The 16,932-nt window shown below is 68.0% G+C and carries 12 protein-coding genes; all 12 read right to left on the reverse strand.

From position 1 onward, the window contains the following. Positions 1-7 precede the first annotated feature (7 nt). Entirely contained in the window at positions 8-760 is a 753-nt protein-coding gene (gene phbB, locus ACSQ86_RS17110) for an acetoacetyl-CoA reductase (RefSeq protein ID WP_214699133.1), read from the reverse strand. Positions 761-799: 39 nt separating this feature from the next. Beyond that, positions 800-1,984, reverse strand: coding sequence for an acetyl-CoA C-acetyltransferase (locus ACSQ86_RS17115; protein ID WP_436309273.1), 1,185 nt, complete (start codon positions 1,982-1,984; stop codon positions 800-802). Between the two features lie 48 nt (positions 1,985-2,032). Next, the gene (locus ACSQ86_RS17120; protein ID WP_436309274.1) at positions 2,033-3,502 is read right to left on the reverse strand and encodes a PHA/PHB synthase family protein; all 1,470 of its coding nucleotides are present in this window, start codon (positions 3,500-3,502) and stop codon (positions 2,033-2,035) included. A gap of 12 nt (positions 3,503-3,514) precedes the next feature. Further along, positions 3,515-4,849: an NAD(P)/FAD-dependent oxidoreductase gene (locus ACSQ86_RS17125; protein ID WP_436309275.1), complete on the reverse strand. Its 1,335-nt coding sequence runs from the start codon at positions 4,847-4,849 to the stop codon at positions 3,515-3,517. A gap of 32 nt (positions 4,850-4,881) precedes the next feature. Then, a complete protein-coding gene (locus tag ACSQ86_RS17130; protein ID WP_093107992.1) occupies positions 4,882-6,225 on the reverse strand; it encodes a dicarboxylate/amino acid:cation symporter in 1,344 nt (447 codons plus the stop codon). Positions 6,226-6,243: 18 nt separating this feature from the next. Then, positions 6,244-7,188: a lipoyl synthase gene (lipA, locus tag ACSQ86_RS17135; protein ID WP_436310284.1), complete on the reverse strand. Its 945-nt coding sequence runs from the start codon at positions 7,186-7,188 to the stop codon at positions 6,244-6,246. Between the two features lie 10 nt (positions 7,189-7,198). Next, positions 7,199-9,481 carry an NADP-dependent malic enzyme gene (locus ACSQ86_RS17140; protein WP_436309276.1) on the reverse strand — a complete coding sequence of 761 codons (2,283 nt, stop codon included), beginning with the start codon at positions 9,479-9,481 and terminating at the stop codon, positions 7,199-7,201. Between the two features lie 42 nt (positions 9,482-9,523). Further along, a complete protein-coding gene (locus ACSQ86_RS17145; RefSeq protein WP_436309277.1) occupies positions 9,524-10,318 on the reverse strand; it encodes an alpha/beta fold hydrolase in 795 nt (264 codons plus the stop codon). A gap of 11 nt (positions 10,319-10,329) precedes the next feature. After that, positions 10,330-12,096 (reverse strand): dihydrolipoyl dehydrogenase, encoded by a 1,767-nt coding sequence (gene lpdA / locus ACSQ86_RS17150; RefSeq protein WP_436309278.1) that lies wholly within the window; start codon positions 12,094-12,096, stop codon positions 10,330-10,332. 13 nt (positions 12,097-12,109) lie between these two features. Then, a complete protein-coding gene (gene aceF / locus ACSQ86_RS17155) occupies positions 12,110-13,705 on the reverse strand; it encodes a dihydrolipoyllysine-residue acetyltransferase (protein ID WP_436309279.1) in 1,596 nt (531 codons plus the stop codon). A 13-nt stretch (positions 13,706-13,718) separates the two neighbouring features. Continuing rightward, positions 13,719-16,391: a pyruvate dehydrogenase (acetyl-transferring), homodimeric type gene (gene aceE, locus ACSQ86_RS17160; protein ID WP_436309280.1), complete on the reverse strand. Its 2,673-nt coding sequence runs from the start codon at positions 16,389-16,391 to the stop codon at positions 13,719-13,721. A 301-nt stretch (positions 16,392-16,692) separates the two neighbouring features. Then, on the reverse strand, positions 16,693-16,917 hold the full coding sequence (locus tag ACSQ86_RS17165) for a hypothetical protein (RefSeq protein ID WP_436309281.1): 225 nt from the start codon (positions 16,915-16,917) through the stop codon (positions 16,693-16,695). Positions 16,918-16,932 lie beyond the last annotated feature (15 nt).

Genomic DNA, 16,932 nt, shown 5'->3' on the forward strand with positions numbered 1-16,932 from the left:
CGTTTGCTCATTGCATGTGCTGGCCGCCATTGATGGCGATGTTGGCGCCGGTCACGAACGCCGCCTCTTCCGAGGCGAGGTAGATGATCAGGCCCGCCACCTCCTCGGGCTTGCCGAGACGGCCCACGGGGATGTGCGGCAGGATCTTGCTGTCGAGCACTTCCTTCGGAATGGCCGTGACCATCTTGGTGCCGATGTAGCCCGGCGAGATGGTGTTCACGGTGACGCCCTTCTTCGCCACCTCGAGCGCCAGCGCCTTGGTGAAGCCATGCACGCCGGCCTTGGCGGCCGAGTAGTTGGTCTGTCCGAACGCGCCCTTCGAGCCATTCACCGAGGACACGTTGATGATGCGGCCCCAGCCGCGGTCCACCATCCCGTCGGCCACCTGCTTGCTCATGTTGAACAGGCTGTCGAGGTTGGTGCGCAGTACCGCGTCCCAGTTGATGCGGTCCATCTTCTTGAAGGTCATGTCGCGCGTGATGCCGGCGTTGTTGACCAGCACGTCGACCGGGCCCAGCCGCTCCTGCACCTCCGACACGGCGCGCGCGCACGAGTCGAAGTCCGCCACGTCGCAGGGCACGGCCAGAATCTCATAGCCGCGCTGCGCCATCTGCGCCACCCACTCGGCGTGCGACTTGTTGCCCGGCGAATAGGTCACCGCGAGCTTGTAGCCTGCATCGACCATCTTGGTGGAGATCGTCTCGCCCAGGCCACCCATGCCGCCGGTGACCAGGACCACTTGTTGCTGCTTCTCGCTCATCTGCTTTCTCCTTGGTACGTTGTGACTTAAGAAAATCGGTCAGGCGCGCTCGACGGCCAGCGCCACGCCCATGCCGCCGCCGATGCACAGCGAGGCCAGGCCCTTGTTGGCGCCGCGGCGGCGCATCTCGTGCAGCAGCGTCACCAGCACGCGGCAGCCCGAGGCGCCGATGGGGTGGCCGATGGCGATGGCGCCGCCATTGACGTTGATGCGGCTGGTGTCCCAGTCCATCTCGCGGTTGACCGCGCAGGCCTGCGCCGCGAAGGCCTCGTTGATCTCCATCAGGTCGAGGTCCTGCGCCTTCCAGCCGGCCTTCTTCAGCGCCAGCTGCGAAGCGGGCACCGGGCCCATGCCCATGAGCGACGGGTCCAGCCCTGCGCTCGCGTAGGCGCGGATCACCGCGAGCGGCTGCAGGCCGAGTGCGGCGGCGCGCGAGGCCGACATCACCAGCACCGCGGCCGCGCCATCGTTCAGGCCCGAGGCATTGCCGGCCGTCACCGAGCCGGTCTTGTCGAAGGCCGGGCGCAGGCCGGCGAGCGCATCGGCGTTGGTCTTGCGGTTCACGAACTCGTCGGCCGCAAAGACGAAGGGGTCGCCCTTCTTCTGCGCAATGCTGAAGGGCAGGATCTCGTCGTCGAAGCGCCCCGCGTCCTGCGCGGCCGCGGCCTTCTGCTGCGAGGCCAGCGCCAGCGCGTCCTGCATCTCGCGCGTGATGCCGTACTTCTTCGCCACGTTCTCGGCCGTGGTGCCCATGTGGTACTGGTTGTAGACGTCCCACAGGCCGTCCACGATCATGGTGTCGACCAGCTTCCAGTCACCCATGCGCTGGCCGTTGCGCGAATTGGGCAGCACGTGCGGCGCAGCGCTCATGTTCTCCTGGCCGCCGGCCACCACGATCTCGGCGTCGCCGCACTTCACGGCCTGCGCCGCCAGCATCACGGCCTTCAGGCCCGAGCCGCAGACCTTGTTGATGGTGAGGCCCGGCACGCCGATCGGCAGCCCCGCCTTGATCACGGTCTGGCGCGCCGGGTTCTGGCCCGAGCCGGCCGCGAGCACCTGGCCCATGATCACCTCGGACACCGCATCGCCCGGCACGCCGGCCTTGGCGAGCAGGCCCTTCACCACGTGCGCGCCCAGCTCGGGCGCGGCCGTGCCGGCGAGCGAGCCGCCGAACTTGCCGACCGCCGTGCGTTGCGCGGCCACGATCACGATATCGTCTGACATGAGAGTCTCCTTGGGGGTTGATGCGAAGGGAATGACGACGGCCCGGCTTCAGGCCGCCTTGGCTTTGACATAGCGCCCGGGAGCGGGCTCGATCACGGGAAAATCCGCGCTGCCCAACGCGCGGCGGGCGGCGACCTTCGCGCCGGCATGCGCGGCGAGCCAGTCGCTCCACGCGGGCCACCAGCTGCCGTCGATGCTCTGCGCGCCATCGAGCCAGGCGCCGGCGTCGGACGCGAGATCGCCGACCCAGTGGTTGCGCTTCTTCTTCGCGGGCGGGTTGATCACGCCCGCGATGTGGCCGCTGGCGCCGAGCACGAAACGCGTGTCACCGCCGAGCAGTTGCGTGCCGGCATAGGCGGTCTTCCACGGCACGATGTGGTCGTCGCGCGAGGCGTAGACGAAGGCCGGCGCATCGACGCGCGATAGATCCACCGGCACGCCGCACTGCACCGTGCCGCCGGGTACGCGCAGCCTGTTCTCCAGGTAGGTGTTGCGCAGGTACCAGCAGTACATCGGCCCCGGCAGGTTGGTGTCGTCGCCGTTCCAGTACAGCAGGTCGAAAGCCGGCGGCGCCTTGCCTTTGAGGTAGCCGTTGACCACGTAGGGCCAGATCAGGTCGTTGGCGCGCAGCGCGGCGAACACGGTCGCGAGCTCACGGCCCTTGAGCAGGCCGCCGCGGCCGATGGTGGCTTCGCGCGCGGCCACCATGGCCTCATCCACCATCAGGCCCAGTTCTCCGGTGTCCGAGAAATCGAGCATCGCGGTCAGCAGCGTGACGCTGGCGGCCGGCGTTTCACCGCGCGCGGCGGCTACGGCAAGCGCGCTGCCCAGCAGCGTGCCGCCGATGCAGAAGCCCAGCGTGTTGACCTTGTCGGCACGGGCGATGCTCCGCGCGACATCGAGCGCCCGCAGCACGCCTTGCTCGACGTAGTCGTCCCAGCCCAGATGGCCCTGCTCGGCCGAGACATTGCGCCACGACACCAGGAAGACGGTGTGGCCCTGTTCGACCGCATAGGCAACCAGCGAGTTACCCGGCTGCAGGTCGAGGATGTAGAACTTGTTGATGCAAGGCGGCACGATGACCAGCGGGCGCTTGTGGACCTTCGCCGTGGACGGCGTGTACTGCACGAGCTGCATCAACTCGTTCTCGAACACCACGCTGCCGGGGCTGGTCGCGACGTTGCGGCCGACCTCGAAGGCCTCGTCGTCCGACATCGAGACGCGGCCCTTCGCCACGTCCGCCAGGAAGAGACGCGCACCTTCGAGCAGGCTCGCACCGCCGGAGTCGAGCGCGGCCTGCATCGCCTCGGGGTTGGTGGCGAGGCTGTTGGCCGGGTTCATGGCATCGACGACCTGCCGCAGCGCGAAGTCCATCTGTGCCTTGCCGCGCGCGTCGAACGGCGCCGCCTCCAGCGCACGGCGCATCAATGCGCCGAACTGCGTGTGCCCCTGCGACAGGCCCTGCTGCCAGGCTTGCAACCACGAGGTCGCATCGAGATCGGGTGAGGGTTGGGTCATGGCCGTGACTGCTCAATGCAGCTTGACGTGGGGTTCGGTGCGCCGCGTGATGAGGCGGGCGAGCGTGTCGAGCGAGACCTTGACGACGCCGTGCAGCGCCAGCTCGTGCATCTTGTAGAGCGACATGTACATGAGCCGCGCGAAGCGGCCTTCGATCATCAGGCTGCCGCCGACGGGACCGCCCATCATGTTGCCGACGGTGCTGAACTCGCCGAGCGACACCAGCGAGCCGAAGTCGCGGTAGCGGTAGGGTTTGAGCGCATTGCCCGCCATGCGCCGGCGGATCTGCGCCGCGACGTGCGAGGCCTGCTGGTGCGCCGCCTGCGCGCGCGGCGGCACCAGGCCGCCCTTGCCGTCGTTGGCCTCGGGCCAGTCGCAGGCCGCGCAGTCGCCGATGGCGAAGATGTCGGCATCGCGCGTGGTCTGCAGCGTCGGCAGCACCGCGAGCTGGTTGCTGCGGTTGGTTTCGAGTCCCGCGATGTCCTTCATGAAATCGGCCGCCTTCACGCCCGCGGCCCACACCACCAGCTCGGCCGGCAGCGTGCGGCCGTCGGCCAGGCGCACACCCTCGGGCAGCACCTCCGCCACCTTGGCCGAGGTGTGCACGTCCACGCCCAGCTTGCGCAGGAGCGCCTCGGTGGCGGTGGACATGCGCGGCGGCAGCGCGGGCAGGACGCGGTTGGCGGCCTCGATCACGCTGACCTGGATGTCCTTCTCGGCATCCACGCGGTCGAGCCCGTAGGCCACGACCTCGCGCGTGGTGCGATGCAGCTCGGCGGCCAGCTCCACGCCGGTGGCGCCCGCACCGATGATCGCCACGTGCAGCTGCTCGGGCCGCAGCGGCGCGGTCTGCGCGTGCGCGCGGATGCAGGCGTTGACCATGCGCTGGTGAAAGCGCTGGGCGTCCGCTTTCGACTCGAGCCGCAGCGCATGCTCGCACACGCCGGGCGTGCCGAAGTCGTTGCTGAGGCTGCCGATGGCGACCACCAGCGTGTCGTAGCCGAAGGCGCGCGCCGGCGTGACCAGCCGGCCCTCGTCGTCCAGATAGGGTGCGACATGCACCTCGCGCCGCTCGCGGTCGATGCCGGTGAGCTCGCCGAGCCGGAAGCGGAAACGATGCCAGTGCGCCTGCGCGAGGTAGTCGACCTCGTGTGCGCTCAGGTCCATGCTGCCCGCGGCGATCTCGTGCAGCTTGGGCTTCCACACGTGGGTGCGGTGCTTGTCGATCAGCGTGATGTCCGCCATGCCGCGCTTGCCCAGCGTATCGCCGAGACGCGTGGCCAGCTCCAGACCGCCGGCACCGCCGCCCACGATGACGACGCGGTGCCTTTGCACGGGGCTGTTCATGGTTGGCTGCTCCGTACAGGCATGTGCTCGCTTCAGCGCGGCTGGGCCACGGGCATGTGGGTTTCGACCTGATCCAGCACTGCCTCGGGCGCGTCGGCCTCGGCCGGCGTCTCGTTGTCCAGGATGCGCTTCATGCGGGCGGCGTCCAGGTCGTTGGTCCACTTGGCGACCACCACCGTGGCGACGCCGTTGCCGATCAGGTTGGTCAGCGCGCGGGCTTCCGACATGAAACGGTCGATGCCCAGGATTAGCGCCAGGCCCGCCACCGGCACGTGCCCCACTGCCGACAGCGTGGCGGCCAGCACGATGAAGCCGCTGCCGGTCACGCCGGCCGCACCCTTGGACGTCAGCAGCAGCACCAGCAGCAGCGTGATCTGTTGCGTCACGGTCATGTCGGTGTTGGTGGCCTGCGCGATGAACACGGCCGCCATCGTCAGGTAGATCGAGGTGCCGTCGAGGTTGAACGAGTAGCCGGTCGGGATGACCAGGCCGACCACCGACTTCTTGGCGCCCAGGTTCTCGAGCTTGGCCATCATGCGCGGCAGCACCGATTCGCTGGAGGAGGTGCCCAGCACGATCAGCAGCTCTTCCTTGATGTACTTGATGAACTTCCAGATCGAGAAGCCGTGCGCCCGCGCGATGCCGCCGAGAACGACGAAGATGAAGAGCAGGCACGTGGCGTAGAAGGTCGCCATCAGCTGGCCGAGCTGCAGCAGCGAGCCGACGCCGTACTTGCCGATCGTGAATGCCATCGCGCCGAAAGCGCCGATCGGCGCCACCTTCATGATGTAGCCGACGATGACGAACAGGACGTGGGAGAACTTCTCGATGAAGTCGAACACCAGCGTACCGCGACCGCCGAACTTGTGCAGCGCGAAGCCGAACATCACGGCGAACAGCAGCACCTGGAGGATCTCGCCCTTGGCGAACGCGTCGACCACCGTGCTCGGGATCACATGCAGCAGGAAGTCGACCGTGCCCTGCATCTGTCCAGGCGCTGTGTAGGCGGCGATCGCCTTGGTGTCGAGTTGGCTCACGTCGATGTTCATGCCGGCGCCGGGCCGCACGATGTTGATGATGACCAGCCCCACCACCAGCGCAATGGTGCTGACGATCTCGAAGTACAGCAGCGCCAGGCCGCCGGTCTTGCCGACCTTCTTCATGTCCTCCATGCCGGCGATGCCGACCACCACCGTGCAGAAGATGATCGGCGCGATGATCATCTTGATGAGCTTGATGAAGCCGTCGCCCAGCGGCTTCATTGCCGCGCCGGTCTGTGGATAGAAATGGCCCAACAGCACGCCGATGACGATCGCAGTGATGACCTGGAAGTACAGGGACTTGTAGAAGGGCTTGGATACGGGTTGGTGGTCCACGAATGTCTCCTAGAAAATTCAGACGCCGGCGGCATGCGCCTGCCGGTCGGCGTGGTAGCTCGACCGCACGAGCGGTCCGCAGGCGGCATGGGCAAAGCCCATGGCGTGCGCCTGCTGCGCAAGGGTTTCGAACTGCGCGGGGGCGACGTAGCGGTCCACCGGCAGGTTGCCGGGGCGCGGCTGAAGGTACTGGCCGACGGTGAGCATGTCAACACCATGGTGGCGCAGGTCGCGCATCACCTCCAGCACTTCGTCGTCGGTCTCGCCCAGGCCCAGCATCAGGCCCGACTTGGTGGGCACGCCGGGGCAGCGCGCGCGGAACGACTGGAGCAGCCGAAGCGAGTGCATGTAGTCGGCGCCGGGTCGCGCCTGGCGGTACAGGCGCGGCACGGTCTCGAGGTTGTGGTTCATCACATCCGGCGGGTCGGCCGCGAGGATGTCGAGCGCGACCTCGGCGCGGCCGCGGAAGTCGGGCGTGAGCACCTCGATCTGCGTGCCGGGCGACTGCCTGCGCACCGCGCGGATGCAGGCGGCGAAGTGCGCCGCACCGCCGTCGCGCAGGTCGTCGCGGTCGACGCTGGTGATCACCACGTACTTCAGGCGCAGCCGAGCGACCGTGTCGGCCAGGTGCTGCGCCTCCTGCGGATCGGGCGGCTGCGGACGGCCGTGGGCCACGTCGCAGAAAGGGCAGCGACGCGTGCAGAGGTCGCCCAGCACCATGAAGGTGGCGGTGCCCTTGCCGAAGCATTCGCCGATGTTCGGGCACGAGGCCTCCTCGCACACGGTGTGCAGGCTGGCTTCGCGCAGTGTGCGCTTCACCTCGCGAAAGCTCTCGCTTTGCGAGACGCGCACGCGGATCCAGTCGGGCTTGGGCAGGGCCGGGCCTGCCTCGGCCACGCGGATCGGTATCCGGCGCGTCTTGGCGGCGCCGCGCTGCGGGCCATGGAGCACGATGTCGTTCATGGCCGAGCCGTCAGGCCGCGCCGCGGTGCGAGTTGGCATCGACCACCGCCAGCGCCGTCATGTTGACGATGCGGCGCACGGTGGACGACGGCGTGAGGATGTGCACCGAGCGCGCGGCGCCCAGCAGGATGCCTCCCACCGTGATGCCGCTGCCGGCCGCCATGCGCAGCAGGTTGTAGGAGATGTTGGCCGCGTCGACGTTGGGCATGATGAGCACGTTGGCTTCGGTGTCCAGCGCCGAGTCCGGGAACTCGTGGTCGAGGATCGACTTGGAGAGCGCCGCGTCGCCGCGCATCTCGCCTTCCACCGCGAGCTGCGGATCGCTCGCCTTGATGAGCGCGAGCGCCTCGCGCATCTTCACGGCCGAGGCCGCATCCGAGCCGCCGAAGTTCGAGTGCGACAGCAGCGCCACGCTCGGCGTCACGCCGAAGCGGCGCACCTCTTCGGCCGCGAGCAGCGTGATCTCTGCGATCTGCACCGCATCGGGGTCGCGGTTGACGTGCGTGTCGCAGATGAAGAGCTGGCGTCCCGGCAGCATCAGCATCTGCATGGCGGCCATGGTCTTGGTGCCTGGGCGCAGGCCGATCACGTCGCGCACATGGCGCAGGTGATCGCCGTAGCCGCCCAGCGTGCCGCACAGCATGGCGTCGGCCCGGCCCTGGCGCACCAGCATCGCCGCGAGCAGCGTGCCGCGGCTGCGCATCTCGGTCTGCGCCACCAGGCGCGAGACGCCGTCGCGGCGCTTGAGCTGGTAGTAGGCCTCGGCGGCGTCGCCGTGCACGGCGGGGTCGAGCAGGTCGACGGCCTCGCAGTCGGCGCCCAGCGCAAGGCGCAGGCCGTACTGCGCGATGCGCTCGGCGATCACCTCGGGGCGGCCCAGCAGCAGCGGCCGCGCCAGGCCTTCGTCCACCACCACCTGCGCGGCGCGCAGCACGCGCTCGTCCTCGCCCTCGGCGTAGACCACGCGCTTGGGCGACTGCTTGGCGGCTGCGAACAGCGGCTGCATGCTGCTGCCCGACTGGTAGACGAACTGCGACAGGCGCTGGCGATAGGCCTTCATGTCGGCGATGGGCCGCGTCGCCACGCCGCTGTCGACCGCGGCCTGCGCCACCGCGGGCGCGACCGCCTCGATCAGGCGCGGGTCGAAGGGCTTGGGGATCAGGTAGTCGCGGCCGAAGCGCAGGCCGAGCGCGCCGTAGGCCTGCGCCACCACCTCGGGAATCTCGGCATGCGCGAGCTCCGCGATGGCGCGCACGGCGGCAAGCTTCATCTCCTCGTTGATGGTGGTCGCGCCCACGTCGAGCGCACCGCGGAAGATGAACGGGAAACACAGCACGTTGTTGACCTGGTTCGGATAGTCCGACCGGCCGGTGCCGAGGATGGCGTCGGGGCGCACGGCCAGCGCGTCTTCCGGCAAGATCTCCGGCGTCGGGTTGGCCATCGCGAGGATGATCGGATCGCGCGCCATCTCCTTCACCATCTCCGGCTTGAGCACGCCGCCGGCCGACAGGCCGAGGAAGATGTCGGCGCCGCCGATCACGTCGGCCAGCTTGCGCGCCGAGGTGTCCTGCGCATAGCGGGCCTTGTTCGGGTCCATCTGCTCCTTGCGGCCGGTGTAGACCACGCCCGCGCTGTCCGACACGTAGATGTTGTGCATCGGCAGGCCGAGGCTCACGATCAGGTCGAGGCAGGCCAGCGCCGCCGCACCGGCACCCGAGGCCACCAGCTTCACCTCGCGGATGTCCTTGTTCACGTGCCGCAGCGCGTTGAGGATGGCGGCGGCCGCGACGATGGCGGTGCCGTGCTGGTCGTCGTGGAAGACCGGGATCTTCATGCGCTCGCGCAGCTTCCTCTCGATGTAGAAGCACTCGGGCGCCTTGATGTCTTCGAGGTTGATGCCGCCGAAGGTGGGCTCCATGCGCGCGATGGTGTCGATGAGCGCATCGGGGTCGGTCTCATCGAGCTCGATGTCGAAGACGTCGATGCCGGCGAACTTCTTGAAGAGGCAGGCCTTGCCTTCCATCACCGGCTTGCCGGCCAGCGCGCCGATGTTGCCGAGTCCCAGCACCGCCGTGCCGTTGGTGATGACCGCCACCAGGTTCGCGCGCGAGGTGAGATTCATGGCCTCGGCCGGATCGCGCGCGATTTCCATGCAGGCGTCGGCCACGCCGGGCGAATAGGCGAGCGCGAGATCGCGCTGCGTGGCCATCGGCTTGGTCGGGTTCACCGAGATCTTGCCGGGCGTCGGAAAGCGGTGGTAGTCGAGGGCAGCTTCGCGCAGGTTGTCGGACATGGTTTTGTCTCCGTGTGTCTGTCTGTACTGAGGGTGTCGGGATCAGCGCGGGGCGAGCGCGCAGGCGTCGCCCAGCCAGCCGTGCAAGCCGCACAACAGCGCTTCCGGTTGGTCCGCGTGCACCCAGTGGCCGGCCTCGGGGATGTGCTCCAGCTGCGCGCAGGGGAACATCGCCTGGATGCGTGGAAGCGAATCGGGTCGCACGTAGTCGGACTCCGCCGCCGCGAAGAACAGGGCCGGCCCGTCGTAGCGTTCGCGCAGCAACTGTTCCGGGAACCCGCAAAGGTCCGGCATGCACAAGGCCGTCGCCATCAGATTGAGCCGCCAGTCGAAACGCTCGTTCTGGCGCCGCAGGTTCTGCATCATGAAGTCCGCAGGTGCGGTGCCACCCAGACTGTCCAGCAGCGCCTGGCTGATCCGCCGGCGGCTTGCCGCGGCAGCGGTGTCCAGGCCTCGCATGGCGGACACATGCGAGGCGAACTGGTCGGCATAGCACTCGGGCGCGATGTCGATCACCGCGACCCCGCCAATGGTCTTTGGGTGGCCGAGCGCCAGGGCCATGGCGGTCTTGCCGCCCATGCTGTGGCCGACGACGAACGGCCGCTCCAGCTGCTCTCTTTCGATGAGAGCCAGCACGTCGAGCGCCATGTCGGTGTACGACATGGTCTCGGCCCACGGCGAAGCACCGTGGTTGCGGGCATCCGGCAGGTAGACGCGGTAGCCGGCGGCCAGCGACTGGGCGATCTGCGTCCAGTTGCGGCCGGCGCCGAACAGGCCGTGCAGGATCACCATGGGAGGCCCCGATCCGAGTGCCTCGAAGGCAAGTTGAACTGGCATGGCAGCGCGTCCTACTTCTTCTTCACCGGCGGCAGATCGGTGCAGACGCCCTCGAACAGCTCGGCCGCCATGCCAATCGATTCGCCCAGTGTCGGATGCGGATGGATGGTCTTGCCGATGTCGCCGGGCTCGCAGCCCATCTCGATGGCCAGGCACAGCTCGCTGATCAGGTCGCCCGCATGCGTGCCGACGATGCCGCCGCCGACGATGCGGTGCGTGGCCTCGTCGAACAGCAGCTTGGTGAAGCCTTCGTCGCGCCCGTTGGCGATGGCGCGGCCCGACGCCGCCCAGGGGAACACGGCCTTGCCGACCTTCAGGCCCTCGGCCTTGCACTGCTCCTCGGTCTTGCCGGCCCAGGCCACCTCGGGGTCGGTAAAGGCCACCGAGGGGATCTGCCGCGCATCGAAGAACGCCGCTTCGCCGTGCGCCGCCTCGGCCGCCACGTGGGCCTCGTGCACGGCCTTGTGCGCGAGCATGGGCTGGCCGACGATGTCGCCGATGGCGAAGATGTGCGGCACGTTGGTGCGCATCTGTTTGTCGACGTCGATGAAGCCGCGCTCGGTGACGGCCACGCCGGCCTTGTCGGCGCCGATCTTCTTGCCGTTGGGACTGCGGCCCACGGCCACGAGCACGAGGTCGTAGACCTGGGCCTCCTTCGGCGCCTTCTCGCCTTCGAAGCTCACCTCGATGCCAGCCTTGGTGGCCTTGGCGCCGACGGTCTTCGTCTTGAGCATGACGTGGTCGAAGCGCGGCGCGTTGAACTTTTCCCACACCTTGACGAGGTCGCGGTCGGCGCCCTGCATCAGGCCGTCGAGCATTTCGACCACGTCGACGCGTGTGCCCAGCGTCGAGTACACCGTGGCCATCTCGAGCCCGATGATGCCGCCGCCGACCACCAGCATGCGCTTCGGAATGCTCTTGAGCAGCAGCGCGCCGGTGGAGTCGACGACGCGTTCGTCCTCGGGCATGAAAGGCAGCTCCACGGCCTGCGAGCCCGCGGCGATGATGGCCTTGGCGAACTTCACCACCTTCTTCGCGCCGCCCTCGCCCACCACCTCGACATGGTGCGGATCGAGGAAGCTGCCGACACCGGTGACGACCTCGACCTTGCGCGCCTTCGCCATGCCGGCCAGGCCGCCGGTGAGCTTCTTGACCACGCCGTCCTTGAAGCCGCGCAGCGCGTCGATGTCGACCTCGGGCGCGGTGTACTTGATGCCGTGGTGGCCCAACAACTTGACTTCGTCCATCACGCTTGCGGTATGCAGCAGCGCCTTCGACGGGATGCAGCCGACATTGAGGCACACGCCGCCGAGCGTGGCGTAGCGCTCCACGAGCACCGTCTTCATGCCGAGGTCGGCGCTGCGGAAGGCGGCCGAGTAGCCGCCGGGGCCGGCGCCGAGCACGAGCACCTCGCACTCGATGTCGGCCTTGCCGGCGTAGCTGCCGGCCGTGGGCGCCGGCACGGACGCGGGTGCGGCTGCAGTTTCGCTCCCTCTCCCGCTTGCGGGAGAGGGTTGGGGTGAGGGTGAGGCCGCCGCCGCCGTCTCGATCACCAGGATCACCGAGCCTTCGCTCACCTTGTCGCCGAGCGCGACCTTCAGCTCCCTGACCGTGCCCGCATGGCTCGACGGAATCTCCATCGAGGCCTTGTCGGACTCCACCATGATCAGGCCGGTATCGACCGCGATGACCTCACCGGGCTTGACCAGCAGCTCGATGACCGCGACATCCTTGAATTCGCCGATGTCGGGGACCTTGACTTCCACCATGTGTGCCATTTGGGAGCTTCCTTCAGAACAGCACGCGCCGCAGGTCGGCGAGCACGTTGGCGAAATAGACGTTGAAGCGCGCGGCGGCAGCGCCGTCGATCACGCGGTGGTCCCACGACAGCGAAAGCGGCAGCGTGAGGCGCGAGGTGTAAGTCTTGCCGTCGGAAGAGTGCTGCTTCCAGTAGCTCTTGCACACGCCCATGATGGCGACCTCGGGCGCGTTGATGATCGGCGTGAAGTAGATGCCGCCGATGCCGCCGAGCGAGCTGATGGTGAAGGTGCCGCCCGACATCTGATCGGGCTTGAGCTTGCCGTCGCGCGCGAGCTTGGCGAGCTCGCCCATCTCTTTCGCGATCTCGGGCACGGTCTTCCTGTCGGCATCGCGGATCACCGGCACCATGAGGCCGTTGGGCGTGTCGGCCGCGAAGCCGATGTGCCAGTAGTTCTTGAGCACCAGCGCATCGCCGTCGAGGCTGGCGTTGAACTCCGGGAACTTCTTCAGCGCCGCCACGGCCGCTTTCATCATGAAGGGCAGCATGCTGATCTTCACGCCCGACTTTTCCAGCTCCTTGTTCATCTGCACGCGGAAGGGTTCGAGCTCGGTGATGTCGGCCTCGTCGTGCGTCGTCACGTGAGGAATGACGACCCAGTTGCGGTGCAGGTTCGCTGCGCTGATCTTCTTGATGCGTGACAGTTCCTTGCGCTCGGTCGGTCCGAACTTGGCGAAGTCGACCTTGGGCCAGGGCAGCAGGTCGATGCCGCCGACGCCACCGCCCGCAGGGGCTGCAGCGGCCTTGCCAGCGGCCGGCGCGGCAGTTGCACCGCCACCCGTCGCGAAGGCCTCGACGTCGGCGCGCACGATGCGGCCGTGCTCGCCGGTGCCCTTGAGCTTTCCGAGATCGACACCGAGTTCGCGTGCGAGCTTGCGCACGGCGGGGCCGGCGTAGGCGAGCGCGAAGGCAGCTTCGTCGATGGCGCCGCCGGCGGCTGCAGCGAACTGCGCCGGTGCGGGCGCGGCAGATGTTGCCGGCGCCGGTGCAGCGGCGCTCGCCGCAGGCGCATCGCCGGTCGCGAGCGACAGGATCACCGAGCCCTCGCTGACCTTGTCGCCGATCTTGATGCCGATGGCCGTCACCACGCCCGAGAGCGGCGCGGGCACGTCCATCGTGGCCTTGTCGGATTCGAGCGAGACGAGCGGGTCCTCGGCCTTCACCGTGTCGCCGACCTTCACGAAGATCTCGATGACGGGCACGTCCTTGAAGTCGCCGATGTCGGGCACGCGCACCTCGGCCACGCCGGCCGGCGCGCTGGTGGCCGACGGCGCCGCACTGACGCTGGGCTTGGCGGCTTCGGCGGGAGCGGGCGCAGCCGCGCCGCCCTCGGCCTTGAACGTCATGATGACGCTGCCCTCGCTGACCTTGTCGCCCAGCTTCACGGCAATGGACTCGACCACGCCGCCGCGCGGGGCGGGCACATCCATCGTGGCCTTGTCGGATTCGAGCGAAACCAGCGGGTCCTCGGCCTTCACCGTGTCGCCGGGCTTCACGAAGATCTCGATGACGGGCACCTCGCTGAAGTCGCCGATGTCGGGAACCTTGATGTCGATTGCGTTGCTCATGTTCTGCCTTGCCTCAGACGGTCCAGGGGGCGGCGCGCTCGGCTTGGAGCCCGTATTTCTCGATGGCCTCGGCCACCACGGTGTGCTTGATCACGCCGTCGTCGGCCAGCGCCTTGAGCGCGGCCACCACCACGTGCCAGCGGTCGACCTCGAAGAAGCGGCGCAGCTTGCGGCGGTAGTCGCTGCGGCCGAAGCCGTCGGTGCCCAGCACGGTGTAGCGCCGGCCCGCGGCCTGCACGTACTCGCGCACCTGGTCGGCGTAGTTGCGCATGTAGTCGGTGGCTGCGATGACGGGGCCGTCGTGGCCGTCGAGGCATTGCTCGACATGGCTCCGGCGCGCGGGCTGCGTGGGGTGCAGCCGGCTCCAGCGTTCGGCGGCCATGCCGTCGCGGCGCAGCTCGTTGTAGCTGGTGGCGCTCCACACGTCGGCCGCGATGCCGAAGTCGCTCTTGAGCAGCTCGGCCGCGAACATCACCTCGCGCAGGATGGTGCCGCTGCCCATGAGCTGCACGCGGTGGCCTTTCTTCGGCGTCTTGCCGCCATCGCTCAACTGGTAGAGGCCCTTGAGGATGCCCGCCTCGCTGCCCTCGGGCATGCCGGGGTGCGGGTAGTTCTCGTTCATCAGGGTGATGTAGTAGTACACATCCTCCTGCTCGGCGTACATGCGGCGCATGCCGTCGCGCACGATGGCCACCACCTCGTAGGCAAAGGTCGGGTCGTAGGAGACGCAGTTGGGAATGGTGCCGGCCAGGATGTGGCTGTGGCCGTCCTCGTGCTGCAGGCCCTCGCCGTTGAGCGTGGTGCGCCCCGCGGTGCCGCCGAGCAGGAAGCCGCGCGCACGCATGTCGCCGGCCAGCCAGGCCAGGTCGCCCACGCGCTGCAGGCCGAACATCGAGTAGTAGATGTAGAACGGAATCATCGGCACGTTGTTCGTGCTGTACGAGGTGGCCGCGACGATCCAGCTGGACATCGCGCCGCCCTCGTTGATGCCTTCCTGCAGCACCTGCCCGTCCTTCGACTCGCGGTAGTACATGAGCTGGTCGGCGTCCTGCGGCTTGTAGAGCTGGCCGAGCGAGGACCAGATGCCGAGCTGGCGGAACATGCCCTCCATGCCGAAGGTGCGCGACTCGTCGGGCACGATGGGCACCACGTGCTTGCCGATGGCCTTGTCCCGCACCAGCGTGCCGAGCATCTGCACGAAGGCCATGGTGGTGGAGATCTCGCGCTCGCCGGTGTCCTTGAGCAGGCGCTCGAAGGTGGCCAGTGGCGGAATCTCGAGCGCGGTCGACTTGCGGCGGCGCTGCGGCAGGTAGCCGCCGAGCGCGGCGCGGCGCTCGCGCAGGTACTTCATCTCGGGGCTGTCTTCGGCGAGCTGGATGAAGGGCACGTTGGGCAGCTCTTCATCGGACACCGGGATCTGGAAGCGGTCGCGGAAGCCGCGCAGCGCGTCCTGCGTCATCTTCTTGGCCTGGTGCGCGATCATCTGGCCCTCGCCCGATTCGCCCATGCCGTATCCCTTCACCGTCTTGGGCAGGATCAGCGTGGGCTGGCCCTTGTGCTTGACGGCGGCGGCATAGGCGGCGAACACCTTCTCCGGGTCGTGGCCACCGCGGGTCAGCGCCCAGATCTGCTCGTCGCTCATGTCGGCGACCAGGGCCTTCGTCTCGTCGTACTTGCCGAAGAAATGCTCGCGCACATAGGCGCCGCTCTTGCTCTTGAAGTCCTGGTACTCGCCGTCGACGCACTCTTCCATGCGCTGCAGCAGCTTGCCGCTCTTGTCCTTGGCGAGCAGCGCGTCCCAGCCGCTGCCCCAGAGCACCTTGATGACGTTCCAGCCGGCGCCGCGGAACACGCTCTCGAGCTCCTGCACGATCTTGCCGTTGCCGCGCACCGGGCCATCGAGGCGCTGCAGGTTGCAGTTGATGACGAACACGAGGTTGTCCAGGCTCTCGCGGCCCGCGAGCGAGATGGCGCCGAGCGATTCGGGCTCGTCCATCTCGCCGTCGCCCATGAAGGCCCAGACCTTGCGCGGCGCTGTGTCGGCGAGGCCGCGGCCGTGCAGGTACTTGAGGAAGCGCGCCTGGTAGATCGCCATCAGCGGGCCGAGGCCCATCGAGACGGTGGGGAACTGCCAGAAGTCGGGCATGAGCCAGGGGTGCGGGTACGACGGGATGCCGCCACCATCGGCCTCCTGGCGGTAGTTGAGCAGCTGCTGCTCGCTCAGGCGGCCTTCGAGGAAAGCGCGCGCGTAGATGCCGGGCGAGCTGTGGCCCTGGATGAAGAGCAGGTCGCCGCCATGCGTGTCGGTGGCGGCATGCCAGAAATGGCCGAAGCCAATGTCGTAGAGCGTGGCCGCCGACTGGAAGCTCGCGATGTGGCCGCCGAGTTCGGACGAGTCCTTGTTGGCGCGCAGGATGATCGCCATCGCGTTCCAGCGGATGATGGAGCGCAGGCGGTGTTCGATCTCGCGGTTGCCGGGAGACTTTTCCTCCTTCTCGGGCGGGATCGTGTTCTTGTAGGCCGTGTTCAGCGAACGGGGCACGTACACGCCGTCGCGGCGGCCCTCGTCGACGAGGCGATTCAACAGAAAATTCGCGCGCTCGCTGCCGCGGTGTTGTTGAACCGCGCCAAGCGCGTCGATCCACTCGCCAGTTTCCGTGGGGTCAAGGTCACCCATGGTGCTCATCGGTTTGTCTCCTGTGTCATGGCCAGGATCCGCATCGGGCGACGCGGTCGGCCTTGGTACAGAGCAATCGATGTGCCACGCGGCGCGCGGCGCGCAAAGCACGCTAAGTCGTTGATTTCATGAGGGATGAGCTGTGGATGGGGCGAGTGCTCCGCCGATGATCCGGATGCGGAGCGAAGAGGCCGTCCGAATCACCGGACCGGTGATCCGGGCAAACCCTGGGGTCACTCAGGCGTGCGAGACGGAGATCGCCGTGCTCCATCACGCCGCGGTCAGCATGCGGATCAGGGCGACTTGGCGACTAGCGCCGCGGAAAGCGCTTGATCATGCTGTGTCCCAGCGAGGTGATGGCGATGACAGTGGCCGGCGGCTGGTCGTAGCCGTCCAAGGTCCGCACGGGTTTGGGGATGGACGCCTTGACGTGACCCGCGAGGCTCAGCACGCGCACGGCATCGACGTCCGAACCGTGGTTGACGGCGACCGGCAGATCGTGTTCTGCCAAACGATGAAGCAGGATGATGGGCACCCGGCGAGTATGCCG

The organism is Variovorax sp. LjRoot130, assembly GCF_964253755.1.
Lineage (GTDB): Bacteria > Pseudomonadota > Gammaproteobacteria > Burkholderiales > Burkholderiaceae_C > Variovorax.

Excerpts from the sequence above, each read along its gene's own strand:
- aceF (WP_436309279.1), bottom strand. The coding sequence starts at position 13,705 with ATGAGCAACGCAATCGACATCAAGGTTCCCGACATCGGCGACTTCAGC.
- aceE (WP_436309280.1), bottom strand. The coding sequence starts at position 16,391 with ATGAGCACCATGGGTGACCTTGACCCCACGGAAACTGGCGAGTGGATC.
- lpdA (WP_436309278.1), bottom strand. The coding sequence starts at position 12,096 with ATGGCACACATGGTGGAAGTCAAGGTCCCCGACATCGGCGAATTCAAG.
- ACSQ86_RS17125 (WP_436309275.1), bottom strand. The coding sequence starts at position 4,849 with ATGAACAGCCCCGTGCAAAGGCACCGCGTCGTCATCGTGGGCGGCGGT.
- ACSQ86_RS17145 (WP_436309277.1), bottom strand. The coding sequence starts at position 10,318 with ATGCCAGTTCAACTTGCCTTCGAGGCACTCGGATCGGGGCCTCCCATG.
- ACSQ86_RS17120 (WP_436309274.1), bottom strand. The coding sequence starts at position 3,502 with ATGACCCAACCCTCACCCGATCTCGATGCGACCTCGTGGTTGCAAGCC.
- phbB (WP_214699133.1), bottom strand. The coding sequence starts at position 760 with ATGAGCGAGAAGCAGCAACAAGTGGTCCTGGTCACCGGCGGCATGGGT.
- ACSQ86_RS17115 (WP_436309273.1), bottom strand. The coding sequence starts at position 1,984 with ATGTCAGACGATATCGTGATCGTGGCCGCGCAACGCACGGCGGTCGGC.
- ACSQ86_RS17140 (WP_436309276.1), bottom strand. The coding sequence starts at position 9,481 with ATGTCCGACAACCTGCGCGAAGCTGCCCTCGACTACCACCGCTTTCCG.
- lipA (WP_436310284.1), bottom strand. The coding sequence starts at position 7,188 with ATGAACGACATCGTGCTCCATGGCCCGCAGCGCGGCGCCGCCAAGACG.